This is a genomic window from Streptomyces sp. NPDC107550 (assembly GCF_055639095.1).
In genome coordinates this window covers 115,899-136,789 of the sequence record NZ_JBVKBC010000003.1, presented here as the reverse complement: position 1 = coordinate 136,789, position 20,891 = coordinate 115,899, and the positions used below count along the sequence as shown (strand labels likewise).

General features: G+C 71.0%; 13 protein-coding genes. 7 read left to right on the top strand and 6 right to left on the bottom strand.

What is annotated here, in order from left to right:
- Window positions 1–69: 69 nt before the first annotated feature.
- From ACZ7LY_RS05685 to ACZ7LY_RS05675, 3 genes are all read right to left on the bottom strand, one after another.
- The gene (locus tag ACZ7LY_RS05685; RefSeq protein WP_471623242.1) at window positions 70–1,101 is read right to left on the bottom strand and encodes an ABC transporter permease; all 1,032 of its coding nucleotides are present in this window, start codon (window positions 1,099–1,101) and stop codon (window positions 70–72) included.
- An 814-nt stretch (window positions 1,102–1,915) separates the two neighbouring features.
- Entirely contained in the window at window positions 1,916–3,823 is a 1,908-nt protein-coding gene (typA, locus tag ACZ7LY_RS05680) for a translational GTPase TypA (RefSeq protein ID WP_471623241.1), read from the bottom strand.
- A 261-nt stretch (window positions 3,824–4,084) separates the two neighbouring features.
- Entirely contained in the window at window positions 4,085–6,313 is a 2,229-nt protein-coding gene (locus ACZ7LY_RS05675; RefSeq protein WP_471623240.1) for an ABC transporter family substrate-binding protein, read from the bottom strand.
- Window positions 6,314–7,054: 741 nt separating this feature from the next.
- Here ACZ7LY_RS05675 and ACZ7LY_RS05670 point away from each other — a divergent pair.
- Complete coding sequence (locus ACZ7LY_RS05670) at window positions 7,055–8,152, top strand: LacI family DNA-binding transcriptional regulator (protein ID WP_471623239.1); 1,098 nt, start codon at window positions 7,055–7,057, stop codon at window positions 8,150–8,152.
- 9 nt (window positions 8,153–8,161) lie between these two features.
- Here the strand turns inward: ACZ7LY_RS05670 and ACZ7LY_RS05665 are convergent, their stop codons facing one another.
- Window positions 8,162–8,581 carry a MarR family transcriptional regulator gene (locus ACZ7LY_RS05665; RefSeq protein WP_471623499.1) on the bottom strand — a complete coding sequence of 140 codons (420 nt, stop codon included), beginning with the start codon at window positions 8,579–8,581 and terminating at the stop codon, window positions 8,162–8,164.
- A 96-nt stretch (window positions 8,582–8,677) separates the two neighbouring features.
- Between ACZ7LY_RS05665 and ACZ7LY_RS05660 the strand changes: the two genes are divergently transcribed.
- A complete protein-coding gene (locus tag ACZ7LY_RS05660; RefSeq protein ID WP_471623238.1) occupies window positions 8,678–9,580 on the top strand; it encodes an alpha/beta fold hydrolase in 903 nt (300 codons plus the stop codon).
- A 453-nt stretch (window positions 9,581–10,033) separates the two neighbouring features.
- Here the strand turns inward: ACZ7LY_RS05660 and ACZ7LY_RS05655 are convergent, their stop codons facing one another.
- Window positions 10,034–11,023 (bottom strand): acetylxylan esterase, encoded by a 990-nt coding sequence (locus ACZ7LY_RS05655; protein ID WP_471623237.1) that lies wholly within the window; start codon window positions 11,021–11,023, stop codon window positions 10,034–10,036.
- A gap of 307 nt (window positions 11,024–11,330) precedes the next feature.
- On the opposite strand from ACZ7LY_RS05655, the gene ACZ7LY_RS05650 reads away from it, so the two are divergent.
- The 5 genes from ACZ7LY_RS05650 to ACZ7LY_RS05630 all read left to right on the top strand — a co-directional run bounded on the left by ACZ7LY_RS05650 (window position 11,331) and on the right by ACZ7LY_RS05630 (window position 17,512).
- On the top strand, window positions 11,331–12,578 hold the full coding sequence (locus ACZ7LY_RS05650; RefSeq protein WP_471623236.1) for a sugar ABC transporter substrate-binding protein: 1,248 nt from the start codon (window positions 11,331–11,333) through the stop codon (window positions 12,576–12,578).
- A 115-nt stretch (window positions 12,579–12,693) separates the two neighbouring features.
- Complete coding sequence (locus ACZ7LY_RS05645) at window positions 12,694–13,695, top strand: carbohydrate ABC transporter permease (RefSeq protein WP_471623235.1); 1,002 nt, start codon at window positions 12,694–12,696, stop codon at window positions 13,693–13,695.
- Complete coding sequence (locus ACZ7LY_RS05640) at window positions 13,692–14,585, top strand: carbohydrate ABC transporter permease (protein WP_471623234.1); 894 nt, start codon at window positions 13,692–13,694, stop codon at window positions 14,583–14,585. Before ACZ7LY_RS05645 ends, ACZ7LY_RS05640 begins: the two co-directional genes overlap by 4 nt.
- Window positions 14,586–14,677: 92 nt before the next feature.
- A complete protein-coding gene (locus ACZ7LY_RS05635) occupies window positions 14,678–15,874 on the top strand; it encodes a glycoside hydrolase family 1 protein (RefSeq protein WP_471623233.1) in 1,197 nt (398 codons plus the stop codon).
- 222 nt (window positions 15,875–16,096) lie between these two features.
- Window positions 16,097–17,512, top strand: a complete 1,416-nt coding sequence (locus ACZ7LY_RS05630; RefSeq protein ID WP_471623232.1) for a glucoamylase family protein — start codon at window positions 16,097–16,099, stop codon at window positions 17,510–17,512.
- Between the two features lie 534 nt (window positions 17,513–18,046).
- Here ACZ7LY_RS05630 and ACZ7LY_RS05625 read toward each other — a convergent pair.
- Complete coding sequence (locus ACZ7LY_RS05625) at window positions 18,047–20,680, bottom strand: SpoIIE family protein phosphatase (RefSeq protein ID WP_471623231.1); 2,634 nt, start codon at window positions 20,678–20,680, stop codon at window positions 18,047–18,049.
- Between the last annotated feature and the right edge of the window lie 211 nt (window positions 20,681–20,891).

The window sequence follows — 20,891 nt, the reverse complement described above, 5'->3', positions numbered from 1 at the left end:
TGCTGCCTGGCGCATCCGGATGGTCGTCCCGGCGCCCGGGTGGCAGCTACCTCTGTGGTGACTGCCTGATCAGCGGCCGGTCTTGGGATCGAACGCGTCCCGGACCGAGTCACCGAGGAGGTTGAACGCCACGACGAAGACGACCATGGCGACACCCGGGAAGAACATGTAGGTCGGGTCCTGCTCGTAGATGTTCGCGGCGGTGGCGAACATCAACCCCCAGTCGGGAGTGGGGTCTTGGTAACCCACGCCGACGAACGAGAGGAAGGCGACCGAGAGGATGGTGCTGGGAAGCAGATACGTGCCCTGCACGATGATCGGCGTGACCAGGTTGGGCAGCAGCTCCTTGCGGATGATCCGCCAGGGAGAGGCACCCGCGACCTTCGCCGCCTCCACGAACTCCCGCTCGCGCAGGGAGAGGGTGACGGCGCGGATCAGCCGGGCGAGGCTCATCCAGGTCAGCAGCCACATCACACCGGTGATGGCGAGGAAGCGCACATAGGTGGGCGTCTCCTCGTCCGGCGCGACGAACACCGTGACGATGACGGGCATGACCGCCACCATGAACAACTGGTTGGGCAGCGCCAGCATGAAGTCGATGAGCCGACCCAGCCAGTAGTCGATCTTGCCGCCGAAGTAGCCGGCGGTCAGACCGATGACGATGCCGATGAGGACCATGCCGATGGTGGCCAGCAGGGCCGTGAACAGCGACGTCCGGATGCCGTACAGCAGGTAGGCGAGGACGTCACGCCCGTAGTTCGGGTCGATGCCGAACCAGTGGTCGGGCGACATGCCGCCGTTGGGGCCGGCCGGGAGGTTGAACTCGTTGAGGAGCGTGGGGTCGTCCTGCCCGTAGAAGGTGTACGGGTCCTTGCCGTACAGCTTCGTCAGGAGCGGGGCGGCCGCGGCTATCACGAAGAAGAACACCACGACACACGCGGCGATGATGCCGGTCTTGTCCCGCTTGAAGCGGCGCCACATGAGCTGGCCGGGGCTGCGCCCTTCCAGCTTCTTGGCCTCCGGCGCGTCGCCCTTCGGCACGCTCTCTTTGTCCAAGGCGGAAGAGGTCTCGGCGCCCTCAATCTCGATTGGACTCGTCATGATTCGTCCATTTCACAGGTGTTGGAGACCGTCGGGGTACGTATAGAGGGCCCGACGGCCGTCGCACGGCGTACGTCATTCGAAGCGCGCGATGGGAACAACGACTGGGGTAAAGACCCCTGGGGAACCCCGGCCCGCCACCGGCACCGCCGGTGGTCGAAGGGCCGAGCCGTCAAAGGCGTCCGCGACGCTGGATCGATACCTCGCCCACGGGGACGGGACTGCACGTGCCCGCGGGGCCTACACCTGTCTTCGGGGACGACGCGACCCATATGGCGCTTGTGGCACCTCGCATGGGTTCCTCCTCATGAGTCCACTGTGTTCACTGCAAGTGGAGGCACAAGTCACCCAGCCGACACCCCTGACGGCGAAGGTGTAAGTGCCCCAGTGTGCTCGCGAGTCGGCGCTCCCCACAGCGCGTGACCCATTGACCCGAGCTCTACGCCGTCAACTATTAGCCACGGGGGCTTCCCCGACCACACTCTTTTGGTCTCGGTTCGATCACACCTGATGCGTACAATGCCCAAAATCCGGACAAACGGATCCGAGATAGATGGTTGCGAAACGGACGTGTTACATATCTATCGACCACCGGTGCCCGGATACCGGACACCGCGGTGGACTTAATCACTTGCGCGTGGAGCGCTTTTGACCCGTTGTTGGGTCGGCTCGCGCGCGAAGAGCGCGGCCCGTCCGGCGCCGGCGCGGTCACCCCGCGTAGACCGGGGCGGGACAGGGGCAGGGTAGCGGCAACGCGAAGGGCCCGGCACCCCTTTCGGGGTACCGGGCCCAACTGCCTTCAGGCGGCCGCGTATCAGGCGTGCTTGGCGCGCGAGGCGGTGCGCCCGCGCTCCTTCTGGTCCAGGACGACCTTGCGGATACGGACGGCCTCCGGGGTCACCTCGACGCACTCGTCGTCGCGGCAGAACTCCAGGGACTGCTCCAGGGAGAGCTTGCGCGGCGGGACGATCGCCTCGAACGAGTCGGCCGACGAGGACCGCATGTTCGTGAGCTTCTTCTCCTTGGTGATGTTCACGTCCATGTCGTCGGCGCGCGAGTTCTCGCCGACGATCATGCCCTCGTACACCTCGGTGCCCGGCTCGGTGAACAGCACGCCGCGCTCCTGCAGGTTCGTCATGGCGAACGCGGTGACGGCGCCGGCGCGGTCGGCGACGAGCGAGCCGTTGTTGCGGGTCGTCAGCGTGCCGAACCAGGGCTCGTGGCCCTCGTGGATGGAGTGCGCGATGCCGGTGCCGCGGGTGTTCGTCAGGAACTCCGTACGGAAGCCGATCAGGCCGCGCGAGGGCACGACGAACTCCAGGCGGACCCAGCCGGAGCCGTGGTTCGACATGTTGTCCATGCGGCCCTTGCGGACGCCCATGAGCTGCGTGACGGCGCCCATGTGCTCCTCGGGCACGTCGATCGTCATGCGCTCGACCGGCTCGTGCACCTTGCCGTCGATGACCTGCGTGACGACCTGCGGCTTGCCGACGGTCATCTCGTAGCCCTCGCGGCGCATCTGCTCGACGAGGATGGCGAGCGCCAGCTCACCGCGGCCCTGCACCTCCCAGGCGTCGGGGCGCTCGGTGTCGAGGACGCGCAGCGACACGTTACCGATCAGCTCGCGGTCGAGGCGGTCCTTGACCTGGCGGGCGGTGACCTTGCGGTCCTTGACCGCGGCCTTGGCGTCCGCGCCCTTGCCGGTGCCGCCGCGGCCGACCAGCGGCGAGGTGTTCGTACCGATGGTCATGGAGATCGCCGGCTCGTCGACCGTGATCAGCGGCAGCGCGACCGGGTTCTCCGGGTCGGCGAGCGTCTCACCGATCATGATCTCGGGGATGCCCGCGACGGCGCAGATGTCGCCGGGGCCCGCGTACTCGGCGGGCTTGCGGGTGAGCGCCTCGGTCATCATCAGCTCGGTGATGCGGACGTTCTGGATCGAGCCGTCGCGCTTCATCCAGGCCACGGTCTGGCCCTTGCGCAGCTCGCCCTGCTCGACGCGGAGCAGCGCGATACGGCCGAGGAAGTTGTCGGCGTCCAGGTTCGTCACGTGGGCCTGGAGCGGGGCGCCCTCGTCGTACGTGGGGGCCGGGATGTGCTCCAGGATCGTGGAGAAGAACGGCTCCAGGCTGGTGGAGTCGGCCGGGACCGTGCCGTCCTCCGGCTTCGTCAGCGACGCGACGCCGTCACGGCCGCACGCGTAGACGATCGGGAACTCGATCTGTTCCTCGTCGGCGTCCAGGTCGAGGAAGAGGTCGTACGTCTCGTTGACGACCTCGTCGATCCGGGCGTCGGGGCGGTCCGTCTTGTTGATGCAGAGGATGACGGGCAGGCGCTGCTGGAGCGCCTTGCGCAGTACGAAGCGCGTCTGCGGCAGCGGGCCCTCGGAGGCGTCGACGAGCAGGACGACACCGTCGACCATCGACAGACCGCGCTCGACCTCGCCACCGAAGTCGGCGTGGCCGGGGGTGTCGATGATGTTGATCGTGATGACATCCCCGCCGTCCTTGGGGTGATACTTCACCGCCGTGTTCTTGGCGAGGATCGTGATGCCCTTCTCACGCTCCAGGTCGTTCGAGTCCATGACGCGGTCATCGACCGACTCGAGCTGGTGGGCGGCGAAGGCGCCGGCCTGCTTCAGCATTCCGTCGACGATGGTCGTCTTACCGTGGTCGACGTGGGCGACGATGGCGACGTTACGGATGTCGTGGCGCGTGGCCATATTGCGGCGTACTCCCGGAGTGAGTGGACGGCTGCGCGTACATCAGTGATACGCGCGCCCTGCCGGGCTGGACACGCCACGGCCTCACCCCATGGTACGTGGCTCGGCGGGTGGGGGCCGTCCGGGGGCCGCGGGGGCAGCGCACAGTGCGGGGTACGGGGAGGAGAAAGCCCAGGTCAACGGGTAGAACGAAGCCTGCCCGCCGGGGGGTCCGGCGGGCAAGGGATTTGAGCGTAAGTTGAGGCGGCGGACCGCCCCGGTTCACTTGGCGCGCTGCGGTCCTGCGGCGCCCTTCTTCAGGAAGCCGATGTCCTCGTAGCGCGGGTCCTGGAAGCCGAAGGCGCCGGCGTTGGCGAGGTCGGGGCGGGCGGCGACCAGTTCGGGGCGCTGGTAGAGCGGGATGGAGCCGGCGGCGGCCCAGATCCGGGCGTCGGCCTGGCGCACCAGGGAGCGCTCCTCGGCCGGGTCCAGCTCACCCGCCGCCTCGTCGAACAACTGGTCGATGTGGTCGGTGCCGACCCGCGTGTAGTTCTGCTCCACGGTCAGCGAGCCGTCGGCCGCCGGGACGGGCTTGGCGTAGATCGGGCGGGCGTCGGTGGCCGGGAAGGCGGACGCGGGCCAGGAGTACAGCGCCAGGTCGTAGTCGCCGGAGGCGATGTGGTCCTTGAAGTAACTGTCGCCCGCGACCTTGGTGACGTCCGTACGGACGCCGATCTTCGCCAGCATGCCCGTGATCTTGTCGGCGACCGTGTCGAGCTGCGCCGAGCCGGGCCCCGAGGGGAGCACGAAGCGCAGGGTGAGCGGCTTGCCGTCCTTGGCGAGCGCGCCCGCGGCGGCCCCGGCGGGCGCGGCCGTGCCCTTGGGGGCGTACGCGCCGGGCGCCCCGCCGCGCAGCGCCTCGGACGCCGTGTCCCGGGTGTGCTTGCCGTGACCCGACGCCCGTACCTTCGCGGCGTCCGCCTGGTGCAGCAGCGCCGCGTGCTGGGCGCTCGCGTCCCGCCCGGGGGCGAGCAGCGCGGGCGCGTGCCCGCCGGGCTTACCGTCGCTCTTGTCGTCGCTCTTGTCGTCGCTCTTGTCGTCGTCGGACGCCTTGTCGGCCTGGCCGCCGGCGGTCTTCGGCTTCTTCTCCTCCTTCAGCGGCCCGCCCGGCACCCAGCCGGCCTCGGAGAGCAGCGCCTGCGCCTCCGCGGTGTCCTGGCCGCCGAGCGCGTCGCTGTTGTCGGCGTACGCGTCCTGCCCCGCGAGCGCGAGGTGGTTGTCGGCGGTGACGACGGGCAGGCCGAGCGGCTTGAGGACGGCGGCGGCCACCTGCTTGCGGTCCAGGGCGCGGGCCACGGCCCGGCGCACCCTGTCGTCGGCGAGCGGGCCCTCGCTGCCGTTGAGCGCGAGCTGCGTGTAGGCGGGCTCGAAGGACTTGCGGAGCTGGAAGCCGCGCAGCGCCGCCTGCTCCTTCTCGTACGTCCGCTGTGCCTTACGGGCCTTCTTGCGGGCGGCGATCTCCTCGGCGGCGGCCTCCTCGTCGTCGCCGTGCGCGACGGCCCACGAGCGGAGCGCCTTCGCGGGCGTCATCCCGGCGCCGGGGCCGTGCGCGGGCGGGCCCGCCGCCCCCTCGGGGGTGCGGGCGGCGCGTGCGGCGCGGGTGAGGCGGTCGGCGCCGGTCGCGTCCACGTCGGCCAGATCGAGGTCGCCGGCGGCGAGGGCGGCGGCGCGCTCGTCGCGGGGCACGGCCGTCAGCACCAGCTTGTCGAGCTTGGCGGGGCTGCCCCACCAGCGCGGGTTGCGCTTGAGGGTGACCTGCTCCGCCTCACGGTCCGTCGAGGAGAGGGCGAACGGGCCGGCCGTCACCTTCAGCTTGCGGCGCGCGCCCTCGTTGAAGTGGTCCGGGGTCCCCATGACGTCCTTGGGGTACAGCGGCGAGAACAGGGAGCGCCAGTCCGCGTACGGCTTGGCGAACGTGACCCGCACCTCCAGGTCGTTCGCGCCGCGCTCGATCTTCTCGATGCGGTCGTAGCCGGCGTTGTGCGCGGTCCAGTACGCGGAGTCCTTGCCGGACAGGGCGCGCCACTGGGCGGCGAAGTCGGGGGCGCCGATCTCACGGCCGTCGCTCCACACGGCCTGCTGGTTCAGCTTGTACAGCACGACCTGCTTCGGCTCGGTCTTGATGACCTCCGCCTTCTCCAGGTAGTCCGGGTCCCGCCGCGGGCGGCCCTGCGCGTCCATCTTGAACATCGCGGGCAGGACGGCGCCGGTGACGCGGCTGGTGGCGGCGTCGGCGTCCGCCTGGAACGTGTTCAGCGTCTGCGGCATGTCGTCCATCGCCCAGCGCAGCGTGCCGCCGTCCTTGATCCGGTCGCGGGCGGCGGGCGCGATGTCCTGCCGGGCCGCGGGCTTGCCCGCCTCGTTGTCGTCGGCGCCGCATCCCGCGAGGGTGGTCACGGCGAGCGCGCCGCTCACGAGGAACGCGGCCGAGCGGGCGGCGGTTGGCTTCACGGGGTACCTCCGGTGCGGGCCGGTTGATCACGTTTGGCGGTATATACCGTTGATCACATCTATTGCCCCACTGAAGGCGATACGGGCGTCACACCCGCCCCGACACGACGCGCCCACCCCCAACCCCACCCACCTGGCCCAACAGGTACGGCCACCAGCGCAGCTCCCCGCGCCCCTGGGTAAGTGGGTGGCCCCGCCCGGTGAGTGACCTCAACTTTCGTCGTGGCTGATCGCGCAGTTCCCCGCGCCCCTGGGGAGTCCTCCAGGCGAGGCCCGCTGCCCTGAACGTTTGCGCAGTTCCCCGCGCCCCTGGGTGAGTGGGTGGCTCCGCCCGGTGGGGATCCTCGACTCCCGTCGGCTGGTCGCGCAGTTCCCCGCGCCCCTGGAGGCGGGGCTTCGCCCCAGCCTCCCCAGATAGAGGTAGCGCACGAAGTGCGCACCGAAGGGGCGCGGGGAACTGCGCGAGAAGCCCCACCCACCCGCGGACGAAGTACAACCCAGGGGCGCGGGGAACTGCGCGACCAGCCACCCACCCGGCGAAAGGTGAACGACAACCCCAGGGGGCAGCGCCCCTTCAGGGGCGCGGGGAACTGCGCAGAACGTTCACCACCGCACCGGCGACCCAACAACCCCGGCCCCCGAGAACTCCTTGCCCCCACCCCCCACCCCCACCTAGGGTGAATGCGCTTTCATCCGCCGCCAAAACCCACCCGCACACGAACAACTCCGGGGGTCAACCCAGTGAGCACAGCCCCCACGGTGTACGACGTCGCCGACCGCGCCGGCGTCTCCATCGCCACCGTCTCCCGGGTCTACCGCACCCCCGACTCCGTACGCGCCCAGACCCGCGAAAAGGTCCTCACCGCCGCCCGCGAACTCGGCTACGTCCCGAGCGGAAACGCCCGCGGCCTCGCCAGCCGCTCCACCGGCGTCCTCGGCCTCTGCTTCCCGGACTACTCCGACCCGGACGCCGAGTGGGAGGCGGAAGCCGCGGGCGCCGCCGGCGACGAGGCCGACGACAACGCCGCGCTCCTCTACTCCGACCAGATCATCCGCGGGATGGAACGCGCCGCCCGCCGCCACGGATACGCCCTGCTCATCGCCGCCTCCCTCAAGGGCGGCCCGGAGAGCCAGGTGGCGAAGGTCGCCGGCCGCGTCGACGGTTTCGCGGTCCTGGCCCGCACGGTCCCCACCGAGGAACTGGAGTTGATCTCGCGCCGCCAGCCCGTCGTCATGCTGGCCGGCCCCCGCGAGTCCGAGCAGCTCGACCACCTGGACCACATCGAGGTCGCCAACGCCGACGGCCAGCGCGAACTGACCCGCCACCTCATCGAGGACCACGGCCTGCGCCGCCTCGCCTACGTCGGTTCCGCGGAGGAGTCACCCGACGTGGAGGCCCGGTTCCGGGGGTACGTCGAGGCGTGCCGGGCCGCCGGGATCAGCGTCGGTGACGTCCCTGACGTACGGGTCGCGCTGATGACGCAGGCGGAGGGGGCGCGGGCGACGGACGCGCTGCTCGACCGGGCCGGGGGGCAGCGGCCCGAGGCGCTGATGTTCGCCAACGACCAGATGGCCGTCGGCGGGACGCACACGCTGGAGCGGCGCGGGCTGCGGGTGCCGGAGGACATCGCTGTCACGGGGTTCGACGGGATCGCCCTGAGCCGGCTCGTGCGGCCGGCGCTCACGACCGTGCGGCAGCCGATGCGGCGCATGGGCGAGGAGGCGGTGGAACTCCTCGTCCGCCGGCTCAACGGCACGCAGCCGGCCCCGCCGGTCTCGCTGGTCCTCCCGGTCTCCCCCACGTACCGCGCGAGCTGCGGATGCCCCCAGCGGGGCTGAACACGGCCGCTACGGCACGACCTCCTGAAGTCCCGTCAGAAAGCCTCTGATCGCAGCGACTTGGTGATCGTCGTAGCCGCCCAGGAGGGCCGTCGCCCGGTCGATGAGGGGGCCGAAGTGGGCACGGCCGAGGGCGACGGCGTGCTCCTCGATCTCGATGGTGACCTTGCGGCGGTCCCGTGTGTCGCGCACGCGCCGTACGTGGCCCGCGCGTTCGAGGCGGTCGATGAGGGCTGTGGTGCCCGCGGAGTTGAGCCCCAGTCCGCCGCCGAGGCTCCCGGCCGTGGTCCGCGCGCCCGCGCGTGCCGCGTCCATCAGGACGATGAGGGCGCGGACGTCGGTGGGGTGCATGCCGTTGCGTTCGGCGAACCGCGCGGTGTGCCGGCTCAGGTCGACGACCACCGCGCGCAGCAGATGGACGATCTCCATCTCGGGCCTCTCAGGCCTCTGGTCGGCCACGCGCCGCCTCCGTATCATCTCGCTCGACGAGTATCTTGCTGAGCGAGATGATAGGGGCCGCCGTCCATGAGGGCTCGCACCGCGTACGACGCCGACCGCTTCTTCACGGCTTACGAGAAGGTCATGGCCAAGTGGCCGGCCGCGCGTGAGACGGCGCGGGTGCCGACCCCGTACGGCATGACGCACGTCAACATCTGCGGGCCCGCCGACGCGCCCCCGCTCGTGCTCCTGCCGGGCGGCGGGGGCGCGACCTCCGCGTCCTGGTACGCCCAAATGCCCGAACTCGCCCGCATCCGGAGGGTGTTCGCCGTCGACCTGATCGGCGCGCCGGGGCGCAGCACGTGTGACGGTGACCGCCGGCCCCGTACGGCCGCCGATCTGTCGGCGTGGCTGGACGCGGTCCTCGACGGGCTCGGGGTGACGGAGACGGACCTGTGCGGACACTCGTACGGGGCCTGGATCGCCCTGCATCACACCCTTCGGGCGCCCGGCCGGGTACGGCGGCTCGTCCTGCTCGACCCGACGCTCTGCTTCGCCGGGTTGAGCGTGGCGTACCTGCTGCGGGCGGTGCCGTCGCTGGTGCGGCCCGCGCCGGGGCGTGTGCGGGCCCTTCTGGACTGGGAGACGCGGGGCGCCCGGCTCGATCCGGACTGGGTCGCGCTCCAGGAGGCGGCGGCGGGATTCCCCGGCGTGCGGCCGGTGAGCGGGCCGAGGCCCCCGGTGGAGGCGTTGCGGGGCCTGGAGGTGCCGGTGCTTGTGGTGTTGGCGGGCGGTGGGCGCGTGCACGACATACGGCGGGTCGGAGCGCGGGCCGAGTCCTTCTTAAGTGACGTCACGGTGACGACGCTCCCGGCCACCTCCCACCACGAACTCCCCCTCCACGCCCTGGCAACCCCCGCGCAGTTCCTGACGGCCCCCACTGATCCCGGCCTCCGCCCGGCGGGAAACCTCGACTTTCGCCGTGGCTGATCGCGCAGTTCCCCGCGCCCCTAGGCAGGTGCGTGGCTCCACCCGGCGGGTCATCTCAACTCTCGTCGTGGCCGCTCGCGCAGTTCCCCGCGCCCCCAGGTAGGGGGGGGTGGCTCCGGCCAGTGGAGATCCTTGACTCTCGTCGTGGTTGCTCGCGCAGTTCCCCGCGCCCCTAGGTAGGTGGGTGGCCCCGGCCGGTGGGGATCCTCGACATTCGTCGTGGCTGATCGCGCAGTTCCCCGCGCCCCTGGAGGCGGGGCTTCGCCCCAGCCTCCCCCGATAGAGGTGGCGACGCAGTCGCCCCTCCAGGGGCGCGGGGAACTGCGCAACCTCAGCTTCAAGCAGCCTCACCCGGATAACTCCCTAGGGGCGCGGGGAACTGCGCGACCAGCCACCCACCCACCGGAAGCCGAACAACCCACCCCCCCCCGGCCGGCGCGACGACAACGCCCCCTACTTCAACACCCGCCCGAAGAACTCCCGAACCGCCCCCGCAAGCCCCGCCACATCCCCCTCAAGCCCCGCCCACTCAAAATGCCCCGCCCCGAGCACGACCAACTCCCGCCCCCCGGAGGGCAACCCGTTGAACACCGCGAACTGCCCCGGCGGCGGCACCGAGGGATCGAACAACGCCCCGCCCACCAGCACCGGCACCCGCACGAACCCCGCGGCGACAGCGGAGTCGAAGTACCGCAGTACGTCCAGCACTTCAGGCCGCCCCGCGTAGTACTCCCGCACCGCCTCCCCACTGCCGACGCACGGCAACGTCACCCGGAGCGGATGGTTCCCGAACGTCGGTACCGTCAACTGCCCTGCGGCGATCCGCTCGTCCCACGGCAGCGCCAGCGCCCCGAGCCCGCCCCCGAAGCTGACCCCCAAGTACCCGAGCCGGGGCTCCAGTTCGGGCACGAGTTCCAGCAGCGCCGACGCCGCGCACCACAGATCGGCGACGCACTCCCCGATGACGTACGACTCGCGGGAGCCGATCCCGTGCAGGACATGCTCCCCGGCGACGGACGGCACGCCCTCGACGAGCCCCCGCGTCCCCATGCCCCGCACGCACGGCAGGATCCCCGCCGACCGGGGCAGCGGCAGCGGCACATCGGGGCCGACCGCGTCCCGGCCCCCGTACCCGTGCCCGATGACGAAACCGTGCTCGGCCGGCCCCTCGACCGGCAGCGCGACCCAGCCGCCGAGCCGCACCCCGCCGACCGAGGTGTACGTCACCTCGCGCACCCGCACCCCGTCGCGCTCCTCCACGACCGCGCCCAGCTCGGGCCGCGTCTCGACGGCCCGCGCCCGCTCGTACAGGCCGCGCCAGAACTCCGCGAAGTCGCCGGGCGCCTCCGGCACGCCCACGGCCAGCAGGTCGTCGAGGCCGTAGCCGTACGTGGGGTCGAACGGGAAGTCGTGATCGAGCACCGGCGCCGCAGTGTGTGTCATGGCCGCGACCCTAGGGCCTGTCCTTCGGATCATGCCGGGGTCGCGGGCTGATCCGAAGGAAGACCCTAGAAGACCGGCCCGCCCCCGACCACACCCCCCGCCACCGCCGCCCGCCGCCACCGCCCGCCCCGGAACGTCCGCTAGTTTCGGAACGCAAACGGCAATCACGCGCGCCGCGGCGACCGTCCGGCCCGTTACGGGAGTGTGACCAAGCCCCCTCTTGCCACATCGGGGATGCCTGCCACAGAGTGATGTATGCGCTTACAGACAGCGCATACATCAGGAACGCTCAAGGAGGAGCCGTCCAATGAACCGCGCCGCCACCACCGCAGCCGTGGCCGTCACGTTGGCGTCAGCGCTGACCCTCACCGCCTGCGGCGGCTCGGGCGGCTCGGGCGTCGGCGCGGACGCGAAGCAGACGCTGACCGTCTGGGCGATGGGCACCGAGGGCGAGAAGCTCGCGGACGTCGCCAAGGAGTACGAGAAGGCGCACGCGAACATCACGGTCAAGGTCACCCCGATCGGCTGGGACGTGGCCCACCAGAAGCTCGTCGCCGCCGCGGCCGCGGGCAAGCTGCCGGACGTGATGCAGATGGGCGGCAGCTACCTCGGCGAGTTCGCGGCGATGGGCGCCCTGGAGCCCGTGGACACCGGCACGTTCAAGGAGAAGGACTTCTTCCCGGCCGGCTGGAAGCAGGGCACCGCCGACGGCAAGACGTACGGCGTGCCGTGGTACGTGGACACCCGCGTCCTCTACTACCGCACGGACCTCGCCGAGAAGGCCGGCATCACCAAGGCCCCGGCGACCATGGACCAGCTCCAGCAGGCGGCATCGGCGTACCAGAAGAAGGCCGGCACCACCTGGGGCCTGTCGATCCAGCCGAACGGCCTGGACAGCGTGCAGAGCTTCTACCAGTTCCTGTACTCGGCGGGCGGCGAGATCGTCACCGACGACGGCAAGGTCGTCGTCAACAGCCCGGCCGCCGTCAAGGCGCTCGAGAACTACGGCAGTTACTTCAAGAAGGGCATCGCCGAGAAGTCCGTACGCCCCGGCTACGACGTGACGAAGGACTTCAACAAGGGCTCCGTGCCGATGTTCTTCGGCGGCCCCTGGCACATGGGCCTCCTCGACGACAACTACCCGTCCCTGAAGGGCAAGTGGGCCATCGCCAACGTGCCCGCCGACAAGTCCTCCACCTCCATGGCCGGCGGCTCCTCCCTCGCCGTCTCCGCCGACAGCGAGCACAAGGCTGCCGCGAAGAAGTTCATCTCGTACCTGACCGACGCCAAGGGCCAGGCCGACTGGTTCCGCCGGACCAAGGACCTCCCCGCCAACGTCGGCGCCTGGAAGTCCGGGCCGCTCGCCACGGACCCGAAGATGAAGGTCTGGAAGACGCAGATGGAGAGCGCGAAGGTCTCCCCCGTGCAGCCGAAGTGGACGGAGATCACGTCCAAGGTCGACGCGGCGATCGAGTCCGTGTCCTCCGGCAAGGCCACCCCGAAGGCCGCGCTCGACAAGGCGGCGGGCGAGATCGAGGGCCTTGTGAAGAAGTAGCCCGCACGCGCCGATCACTGTCATGAGCCGCACCGACGACGGCGCCGGCGAGACGCGCGGGGGCCCCGCCAGGCGAGGTCCCCGCGCCGCGAGCAACAGGTCCGAAGGGCAGACCATGTCGTCCACCACCACACCAGGCGCCGCCGCCGAGCGGCCCGCCCCGGCCCCGGCGGGGGCCGGCACCACCGAGAAGACCGGCTCCCCGGGGCCGCGCGCCAGGCGTCCGCGCAAGCGCGCCATGGGCAGGCAGAACCTGGCCGGCTGGCTGTTCTCCACGCCGTTCCTGGTGCTGTTCGGCGTCTTCATGCTGTTCCCGATCGTGGCGACGCTCGTCATGAGCTTCACCGAGTTCGGCACGCGCAACGTGACCCGGCCGGCCGAGGCGAAGTTCATCGGCTTCGACAACTACGTCAAGCTGTTCCAGGACGACCAGTTCCTGCGGGCGCTGTTCAACACGGCGTACTTCGTCGTCGTCGGCGTGCCCGCCACCATCGTCCTCGGGCTGCTCGTCGCCGTCCTGCTCAACAACGGCATCGACCGCGCCCGCACCTTCTTCCGCGTCGGGTTCTACGCGCCGGTCGTCACCACCATCGTCGCCGTCGCCATCGTGTGGCGGTTCGTGCTCGACCCGTCGGACGGGCTGATCGCCGGGCTCGGCGACGAACTCGGCTTCAAGGCACCGGACTTCCTCGGCTCGCCCGGCTGGGCCATGCCCTCGCTCATCACGATGGCGGTGTGGCGCAACCTCGGCACGGTCATGGTCCTCATGATCGCCGGACTCCAGGCCATCCCGACCGAGGTACGCGAAGCGGTCCGGCTCGACGGCGCGAACGCCTGGCAGGAGCTGCGCCGGATCACCGTGCCGCTGCTGCGTCCGACGCTGCTGTACGCCACGGTCATCACCACGATCGGCTACCTCAACGTCTTCGAGGAACCGTTCGTGATGACGCAGGGCGGGCCGTCCGACGCCACGCTGACCGTCTCGCTCGACATGTACAAGCAGGGCTTCAGCTTCTTCAACATGGGCTACGCGAGCGCGATGGCCTACGTCCTGTTCGTCGTGATCATGGGCATCACGGTGTTGCAGCTTCGACTGATGAAGGACAACACGAAATGAGCGCCGCACCCGCCACTCCCGTGACCGCCGCCCCGGCCCCCGCCCCGGCCTCCGCGCGCCGCTCGGGCCGCGCCCGCAAGCCGCTCCTCTACGTCGTCGCCTCGCTCGGTCTGCTGATCATGGCCACGCCGTTCCTGTGGATGGCGCTGAGCGCGTTCAAGACGAAGAAGGACCTCACCGCGAGCCCGCCGGTGTGGCTCCCCTCGGAGTGGACGCTGCAGAACTTCCGGGATCTGCTGCACCAGCTCGACATGCCGCGCTACTTCATGAACTCGCTGATCGTCGCGGTGCTGGTCACCGTCTGCAATCTGCTGTTCTGCTCGATGCTCGGCTACGCGCTCGCCAAGCTGAACTTCACCGGCCGCTCCAAGGTCTTCGGCATCGTCCTCGCCGCCCTGATGGTGCCGGGCAACCTGATGATCCTGCCGCTGTTCGTGCTGATGAACCAGCTCAGCCTGCTCGACACGTACGCCGGTCTGGTGCTGCCGTTCGCGGCGGGCGCCTTCGGGGTGTTCCTCATGCGGCAGTTCATGCAGACGATCCCCGACGAACTGCTCGAAGCGGCCCGGATGGACGGCGCCGGCGAGTGGTACATCTTCTGGCGGATCGTGCTGCCGCTGGTCAAGCCGGCACTCGCCACGCTGACGATCTTCACGTTCCTCGGGTCGTGGAACAACTTCATCTGGCCGCTCATCGCCACCAACGACCCGTCCAAGTACACCCTGCCGGTGGCCCTGGCGACCTTCGCCAACGACCCCAACCGCACGGTCGGCGGCGCCAACGGGATGCTCATGGCGGGCTCCCTGCTCGTCGTCCTGCCCGTGCTCGTCGTCTTCGCGGTCCTCCAGCGCCACTTCACCCAGGGCGTCGCCACCGCCGGCATGAAGTAGCCCCGGCGCGCCGCCTCTTGACGTAGACCTCCGCGGCGCCGCGTTCGCCGCCCCGCCCCCACCTCGTACGCAGAAAGACAGGCACTCTCACCATGACGCGCAGCAGCACCCCCTTCCCCGACGGCTTCCTCTGGGGCGCCTCCACGGCCGCCCACCAGATCGAGGGCAACAACGTCAACAGCGACTGGTGGCGCAAGGAGCACGACCCGGCGGCGAAGATCGCGGAACCGAGCCTGGACGCCTGCGACAGCTACCACCGCTGGGAGCAGGACATGGACCTGCTCGCCGAACTCGGCTTCACCGACTACCGGTTCAGCGTCGAGTGGGCCCGCATCGAGCCCGTACGGGGACACTTCTCGCGCGCCGAGATCGCGCACTACCGGCGCATGGTCGAGGGCGCCATCGCGCGCGGCCTGCGCCCGATGGTGACGCTCCATCACTTCACCGTTCCGCAGTGGTTCGAGGACCTGGGCGGCTTCACGGCGGACGGCGCCGTCGAGCTGTTCGAGCGGTACGTACGGGCCTGCGCGCCCATCGTCTCCGAGGGCGTGCGGCACATCTGCACGATCAACGAGCCGAACATGATCGCCGTCATGGCCGGCCTCGCCAAGCGCGGTGAGCAGGGCTTCCCGCCGGCCGGGCTGCCGTTCCCCGACGAGGAGACGACGCGGGCGGTCATCGCCTGCCACCACGCCGCCGTGAAGGCCGTCCGCACGTTCGCGCCGGACGCGCTGGTCGGCTGGACCATAGCCAACCAGGTGTACCAGGCGCTGCCCGGCGCCGAGGAGGTCACGGCCGCCTACCGCGCCCCGCGCGAGGACGTGTTCATCGAGGCGGCGCGCGGCGACGACTGGATAGGCGTGCAGTCCTACACCCGCACGAAGATCGGCCCCGAGGGCCCGGTGCCCGCGCCCGAGGACGCCGAGCGGACCCTGACGCAGTGGGAGTACTACCCGGCCGCCGTCGGTCACGCGATCCGCCACACCGCCGAACTCGCGGGCCCCGACATGCCGTTGATCGTCACCGAGAACGGGATGGCCACCGGTGACGAGCAGCGCCGTATCGACTACTACGCCGGTGCCCTCGACGCGGTCGCGGCCTGCATGGACGACGGCATCGACGTCCGCGGCTACCTCGCGTGGAGCGCGCTCGACAACTACGAGTGGGGCACGTACAAGGCGACGTTCGGGCTCATCGGCTTCGACCCGGTGACCTTCGAGCGGACCCCGAAGCCGGCCGCGCGCTGGCTCGGCGGGCTCGGCCGCGAGCGCGCGCTCCCCCGCCTCTGACCTGCACCTTCTCTCCTACCGGCCGCCCCTTCGGCGGCCCGCGAACCGCCCGGATCGGCACTCCACACCCCGCTGTGCCGCTCCGGGACGCCGGGCCCACGGAACCTGACCCCCGTGGGCCCGGCACCCCCACCCCCCGCGCACGAGCACCACGGACTCGCCTTCCACGCCCGCGGGCCGCACCGGCCCGCCCGCCACCGACCGTTCGGAAGAAGGACCTTCATGGACCGCCGTACGTTCCTCATGACCGCCGCCGCCGGAAGCGCCGCCGCGCTCTCGCTCGGCGCCGCGCCCACCGCCCTCGCCGCTTCGAACCGCGACACCGAACGCGCCTTGCTCCTGCGGTGGTTCGAGGCCACGTACCGCTCGATCAAGGCGATGACCACGGACTTCGGGCTGGCCGCCGACAAGATCGATGTGAGCGGGACGGGGACGCCGGTGCCGTCCGTGCAGACCTCGCCGACGAACATCGGCTGCGGGCTGTGGTCGACCGCCGCCGCCGGCGGGCTCGGCGTGATCCCGCGCGACGTGATGGAGCGGCGCCTGACGCGGACGGTCGCGGCCGTCGAGCGGCTGGAGCGGGCGCACGGCTTCTGGTTCAACTGGTACGACGCGCACGTCGGTTCGCTGCTCACCGCGTGGCCCGGGACGGGCGATCCGGTCCGTCCGTTCCTGTCGTCGGTGGACAACGCGTGGCTCGTCACCGGGCTGCGGATCGCCGCCGACGCGGCACCGGCGCTGCGTCCGCGCGTAGCGCGGCTGCTCGCCGGTGCCGACTGGTCGTACTACTACACGCCCTACGACCCGGCCGATCCGGTCGCGGGGCCAGGGCAGTTGCGTGGCGGGTTCTGGCCCGACAAGCCCGGCAAGGGCGAGCCGACCGGGCACCACTACGGCGCCCTCAACACCGAGCCCCGCATGGCGAGTTACCTGGGCATCGCGGACGGCAGCCTGCCCGGCGAGCACTATTGGCACCTCTTCCGTACGCTGCTGCCCGGCATGGGGCAGGACCAGGAGCCGGGCGGGGAGTACGGGACGTTCGACGGGGTGCGGGTCTGGCAGGGGCACTACACGTACCGGGGGCGTACGTTCGTGCCGACCTGGGGCGGGTCGATGTTCGAGGCGCTGATGGTGCCGCTGTTCGTGCCGGAGGCGGAGTGGTCGCCCCGGTCGTGGGGGCGGACGCACGGGCGGTATGTGCGCGGGCAGATCGAGCACGGGCTCGACGAGAAGAAGTACGGGTACTGGGGATTCTCGCCTGCGAATGTGCCGTCCGGCGGGTATCGGGAGTACGGGGTCGACGCGCTCGGCATGCAGCAGGACGGCTACCACTCGCTCGGCGTCGTCACCCCGCACGCGTCCTTCCTGGCGTTGCCGTATGCGCGGGGGGAGGCGCTCTCCAACTTGCGGGCGCTTGACCGGGACTTCGGGGCGTACGACGAGACGTACGGGTTCCGGGACTCCGTCGATGTGGTCGGGGGGCGGGTCAGTGACTTTGCGCTCGCGCTGGATCAGGGGATGGTTGCTGCGGCGCTGGCTCAGGAGTTGAGCCCGGGGTTGTTGCAACGGCCTTTCCGTACGGGGGGTTTCGCGGCGCGGGTCCGCCCTCTGCTCCAGAGCGAGCGCTTCACGCTCTGACGCGGGCCGCTTGGCAGCGGGCCTGGCCGTGAATTCATCGTCTGCGGGCTCGTCGTGGCTGATCGCGCAGTTCCCCGCGCCCCTAGGTGAGTGGGCGGCTCCGGCCGGTGGGTTTCCTCGACTTTCGTCGTGCCTGCTCGCGCAGTTCCCCGCGCCCCTAGGCAGGTGGGTGGCTCCGCCGGTGAGTTTCCTCGACATTCGTCGTGGCCGCTCGCGCAGTTCCCCGCGCCCCTGGAGGGGCGACTGCGTCGCCGCCTCCATCGGGGGAAGCTGGGGCGAAGCCCCGCTTCCCTCAGGGGGAAGCTGCACGAAGTGCATGCTTCAGGGGCGCGGGGAACTGCGCGAGAAGCCCCACCCGCCCGCAGATGACCACGCACGGTAGTGCCCCGATAGGGGCGCGGGGAACTGCGCGGCCAGCCACCACCCACCCGCAGGTGAACGACGACCCAGGGGCGCGGGGAACTGCGCGACCAGCCCCCACCGGCGCCAAGGTGAAGGACAGCTCAGGGGCTCGGGGAACTGCGTCGAGAGGGGTCAGAAGAGGCTGAGGAGCGCTTCCGTGGGGTCGGCCAGCCCCCCCTCCCCGTCAGGCAACGGCAACTCGAACCACACCGTCTTCCCCCGCGGCGTCCGCCGAGACCCCCACGCCGCACTGAGCAACCCCACAAGCTGCAACCCCCGCCCCCCTTCATCCGTGTCCCGCGCCCGCCGCCGCCGAGGCTGCACAAGCCCCGCGTCCCACACCTCGCACACGAGCGTCCGGTCCAGAAGGAGCCGCAGCCGGATGTCCCCCTCGCCATAGCGCAGCGCGTTCGTGACCAGCTCGCTGACGAGCAACTCCGTGGTGTCCACGAGGGGTTCGAGGTCCCAGCCCTGAAGCTGCGTACGGGCGAGTTCCCGCGCCCGCCCCACGGACGTCGGCTCGCGCGGCAGCGTCCAGTCCCCGACGTTCCCGGCGGGCAGCCCTTGGACGCGGGCCATGAGCAGCGCGATGTCGTCCTCGCCGTGTTGGGTGTCGAGGGAGTTCAGGACGCGGTCGCAGATGTCCTCAAGAGCGGGCGAGGAGTCGTCCAGCGCGGAGCGGAACGCGGCGAGCCCCTCGTCCAGCGGATGGTCCCGGGACTCGACGAGCCCGTCCGTGTACAGCGCGAGCAGCGACCCCTCGGGCAGATCGACCTCGACCTCCTCGAACGGCTCGCCGCCGACCCCGAGCGGCATCCCGGGCGGTACGTCGAGCATGAGCGCGCCCTCGCCCGGTTCGACGAGGACGGGCGGCAGATGGCCCGCGTTGGCGAAGGTGCAGCGCCGGGTGACCGCGTCGTAGACGGCGTACACGCAGGTGGCGAGGTAGACCTCGGAGAGTTCGGCGTCCTGGGGGCGGCTGCGGGCGCGGGCCGCCTGCTGGGTGCCGCCGGGCGTGCCGAGGCCGCGGGCGATCTCGTCGAGGGCGCTGAGCACTTCGGCGGGTTCGAGGTCGAGCAGGGCCAACGTCCGTACTGCCGTACGGAGTTCACCCATGGCGACGGCGGCGCGCAGGCCGCGGCCCATGACGTCGCCGACGACCAACGCGGTGCGGTGGCCGGGGAGTTCGATGACGTCGAACCAGTCGCCGCCGACCTCGGTCGCCGCGTTGCCCGGGAGGTAGCGGCAGGCGATGTCGAGGCCGGACGCCTCGGGGTCGTCGGGCGGCAGCAGCGAGCGTTGCAGTATCAGGGCCCGCTCGTGTTCGCGGCGGTACAGGCGGGCGTTGTCGATGCAGACGGCGGCGCGGGCGGCCAGCTCCATGGCGAGCGCCCGGTCGCGGTCGCCGAACGGTTCGCTGCCCTTCGTACGGGAGAACTGCACGAGCCCGACGACGGTGTCGTGGGCGACCATCGGCACCGCGAGCGTGGACTGTACGAGGCCGCCGGGCTGGGCGGGCAGGAGTTGCGGCCGGGCGGTGCGCAGGGCGTCGGCGCAGGCGGAGTTGAAGGTGAAGCGGTGCACGGCACCGACGTTGACGGGCTCCTCGCCGCCGAGGTCGAGGAAGGGCACGTCGGCGACGGCGCTGGCAGCGGCGACACGGCGCAGTTCGGCGCTGCCGTCGGCGAGGCTGTGCCGGACGAGGGCGGTCTCGTCGCCGCTGAGGAGTCCTTGATAGAGGTCGACGGAGGCGAGGTCGCAGAAGCCGGGGACGACGACGTCGAGGAGTTCGCGGGCGGTGGTCTCCAGGTCCAGGGAGTTGCCGATGCGGGCGCCGGCCTCGTTGAGCAGGGCGAGGTTGCGGCGGGCGTGGGCGGCCTCGCGGGCGGCGGCGTGGCGGCGGGTGACGTCGGTGACGAGTCCGGCGATGCCCATGGGGCGGCCCGAACCGCTGTGCACACGGTACAGGTTGAGGGACCAGTGGCGGCGCTCGGCGGAGTCGGGGGCGGTGCCGACGAGCTGCATGTCGGTGACGGCCTCGCCGGTCTCCAGCACCCGGCGCAGCGCGGCCTGCACGCGGTCGGCCTCGTGGCGCGGCAGGTAGTCGTGGACGGTGCGGCCCCGGTGGTCCTCGGCGTGGCCGCCGAAGACGGCGGTGAACGTGCGGTTGGCGCGCTGGACGCGCAACTGGGTGTCCAGCAGCAGGAATCCGAACGGAGATTGGCCGAAAATTGCCTGCGCGGCGGCGATGTCCGTCTCGATGCGGCGCAGGGTGCGTACGTCCACGACGATGCAGACCGCGGCGCGCTCCCCGCCCTCCGTACGGGTCGGCATGACGTAGACCTCGGCGAGCCCGGCGCGCTCCTCGGCCGCGCCCGCGTCGCCCGCGCCCGGCGCGCCGGAGCCGTCCGGTCCTTCGGGGTCCCGCGGCGGGGCGCGGAAGGGGACGACGCCGGTCCATTCGCGGCCGTCGAGGATCTCCGCCATCTTGCGGTGGCCGTCGGCGCGCAGGTCGGCGGGGACGAACGCCTCGACGGGGTCCTTGCCGATCGCCTCCTCGGCGCTGATGCCGAAGAGTTGCGCGGCGCGCCGGCTCCACTGGTCGATGGCGCCGTCGGGGCCGATGGAGAAGGAGGCGACCTTGATGTAGTCGTAGATCGACCCGGGCGGGCTCGTCTGCCAGACGTCGGCCGCCGCGGCCTGCTCGGGCACCGTGGCACCCGAGGGACCCTCGGGCGTCTCTGCCTTCGCTGGTATCTCGCTCACGCGAACCGTCCCCTCCAGCTCACCGCGTCCGGCACCGGTCACCGGGGCGGCTGCCCGCAGTATCCAGCACTACGGTGCCGCGCAACACGGTGTTCACGATCACACCACGCTCCCGACTCTTTCCGGCCCGCCGGGACCGACTCTTTCCGTACCCAGGGTGCGGGTGCGTCCACACCCGCCGCTGCCACGCGATCCTCGCCGTGCGTCGTTC